This is a genomic window from Succinivibrio sp. (assembly GCF_045124615.1).
In the GTDB taxonomy this organism is placed as follows: Bacteria; Pseudomonadota; Gammaproteobacteria; order Enterobacterales; family Succinivibrionaceae; genus Succinivibrio; species Succinivibrio faecicola.
In genome coordinates, this window is record NZ_JBGVMC010000137.1 from 1 (window position 1) to 2,541 (window position 2,541).

General features: G+C 34.9%; 3 protein-coding genes. All 3 read left to right on the plus strand.

All coding sequences use genetic code 11. From position 1 onward, the window contains the following. The first annotated feature begins 160 nt into the window (after positions 1-160). The 3 genes from glgA (at position 161) to ACJML3_RS03645 (ending at position 2,523) form a co-directional block, all read left to right on the plus strand. Positions 161-1,627, plus strand: a complete 1,467-nt coding sequence (gene glgA / locus ACJML3_RS03635; RefSeq protein ID WP_406020712.1) for a glycogen synthase GlgA — start codon at positions 161-163, stop codon at positions 1,625-1,627. 300 nt (positions 1,628-1,927) lie between these two features. Next, positions 1,928-2,203, plus strand: a complete 276-nt coding sequence (locus ACJML3_RS03640) for a hypothetical protein (RefSeq protein WP_406020709.1) — start codon at positions 1,928-1,930, stop codon at positions 2,201-2,203. A gap of 14 nt (positions 2,204-2,217) precedes the next feature. Further along, complete coding sequence (locus ACJML3_RS03645; protein WP_406020710.1) at positions 2,218-2,523, plus strand: cellulose synthase operon protein YhjQ/BcsQ; 306 nt, start codon at positions 2,218-2,220, stop codon at positions 2,521-2,523. Positions 2,524-2,541 lie beyond the last annotated feature (18 nt).

Below are 2,541 nucleotides of genomic sequence, written 5' to 3' on the forward strand. Positions count from 1 at the left end.
CTCCTAATTTTACTATTGGTTATGATTATCAAAAAGATATACAGCTGTTGCAAAAACACGAAAAAACAGATGTAAGGATCTCTGAAAATGGCATAATTGTAATACCATAGGGTATGAAACTGGGTTTTGACTGACCGTCAAATATAATAAAAAAAGCTACATAAGGTATGGAAAAATGAACATCTTACTACTCTCATCAGAGGTTGCTGACATTCAAAAATCAGGTGGACTTGCAGATGTTGCAAAAGCTCTCCCCCTTCAGCTTCAGTCAGAAGGACATGATGTCAGAGTTGTTATGCCCTGCTATACCTGTATTCAGAATTATGAAAAATTCTCTGTCATTGGTGAAGGTGTTATAAATAAGGACTCAGACAATCCTATAAATAAAATTCCATACAGAATCAGAAAAACCTACCTAAATAAAGTCGTTGAGGTCTGGCTTATTGAATGCAACAGATTTTATGACAGAACATCAATGTATGGAGATAATAACCAGGCATATGCTGACAATGGCTCAAGATTTGGTTTTTTCTGTGCAGCTGCTCTTGATGCTTGTAAAGTGCTCAATTATTGGTTTGATATCCTGCATTGCAATGACTGGCATACAGGCATTGCACCTATGCTTTTAAAAACAAAATACAAAGACGATCCTTTCTTATCCAAAGCAAAATCAATAATTACAATTCATAATGGCTCTTTCCAGGGTGCATTTGACAGAAATCAGATTTCTTTTCTGCCAGAAATTGCATCTGTCTACAACGACAGAATTTCACAAGGCTCGTATATAAACTTCCTTAAATGTGGTGTTTTCTATTCTGACAAGATAAACACTGTAAGTCAGGGTTATGCAACCGAGCTTACCACATACCTTGGTGGACACGGTATGACACAGAGCTATCTTGAAAGACAAAGTGACTTATCTGGTATTGTTAATGGTTGCGATTATTCAGACTGGGATCCTTCAAAAGATCAGCATCTAAGAATTCGTTACGACATTAATAGCCTCGATCAGAAAGTTCTTGGTAAATATCTGCTTCAAAGAAAACTTGGCTTTGAAATGGGTGACACACCATTATATGGCATGGTTGCAAGACTTACAGAACAAAAGGGAATCGGTCTTTTAATACCTATTCTTGAAAGATTCCTGCAGCACAACGTTCAGATTGTAATTGAAGCTACAGGCGATCCTTATCTTGCTTCTCAGATTAGACAGATTGCAGAAAAACATCCAGGAAAAATGGTATTCCAGGCCGTTTATGACAATATTCTTGCTCATCAGATTGAAGCTGCGTCAGATTTCTTCTTGATGCCATCAATTTTTGAACCATGCGGTCTGAATCAGATGTATTCACTTGCTTATGGAACTCTTCCAATTGTTAGAGCAGTAGGTGGTCTTAAGGATACCGTTGTTGACTATGATACCAATAAAGAAGATGCAACAGGATTCGTATTTAAGGATCCAAGCTCTGAAGAACTGCTATCTTGCCTTAGAAGAACTCTGATCCTCTATCTAGAGGCACCTTTAGAAATGAAGCGATTAAAACAGAACGCAATGAAAGTTCGTTTCAGATGGGCTGACAGCTGTAAGCAGTATATTGAGCTGTATAAATCTGCTCTAAAAAAATAAAAGAAATGCTAGATTTTAATTTTTCTTTACAGTCAGGTAAAAATTATTAGCAATAAATAGAAAATTATTTTAAAATTTAATTGTGAGCTAATTCACACTTTTATTACAAATAACAACAGCTTTTTATAGAAAAAGAAAAGTAAGTATATATAATTCGCTAGTTAAAAAAATAAAATATATAATTATCAATAAAGATCTCACCTATTTTTTTCATAGCGAATTCATATATTTACCTTTATAAATTCTGATTTTTGATTTTGTGCTGTTAGGCAGTTGAAGATAAATTTTGGATGTGAACTTATGAACGAAAAGGACAGTGAATATCTTTCACGCCTGAAGTCTACTCTTTCAGGTTCATTAACTCTTTCCCAAAGAAAAAAGCTAAATGATTCTCTTGAAAAGATCTATTCTAATAATTCAGAAAAAGTTAATTCAATTCCAACTGATCTTGTAGCACTTGCTATCGCAACAGAATGCGATATCAACTCATATGTAGATTTCCATAGCAAAGAAAAACAGGAAAAGTCAGCTAAAGACAACGGTTTTCTTGCAAAGAAGATGTCAAACCTATTTTAGGTGCTATAAATTTTATGAAAACTATTCTAATTCAGGGCATTAATGCCAACGTTGGAACAAGTACAATTGCTTCAGCAATAACTTACCAACTTTCAGAACTTGGAAAAAAAGCTGTTTTGGTTGATGCGAACATTAATCAACAGGAAAATAGTGTTTCCCTGCTTTTAGGAGTTGCACCAGAAAAGCAAAATTTAGGCTGGGTTAATAATCTGACAGAAAATTCATCTAATAGCTCTGCTGTTGATGGTTGCTTCTATCATTATGAGAATAATTCATTCTGCATACCGCTTGGATCCCTTGAAATTCTAGAGAGAGAGTGAGAGAGAGAGAGAGAGAGA

Bases quoted from the DNA above. Each gene is read 5' to 3' on its own strand.
- ACJML3_RS03645 (WP_406020710.1), top strand. From the start codon at position 2,218: ATGAAAACTATTCTAATTCAGGGCATTAATGCCAACGTTGGAACAAGT.
- ACJML3_RS03640 (WP_406020709.1), top strand. From the start codon at position 1,928: ATGAACGAAAAGGACAGTGAATATCTTTCACGCCTGAAGTCTACTCTT.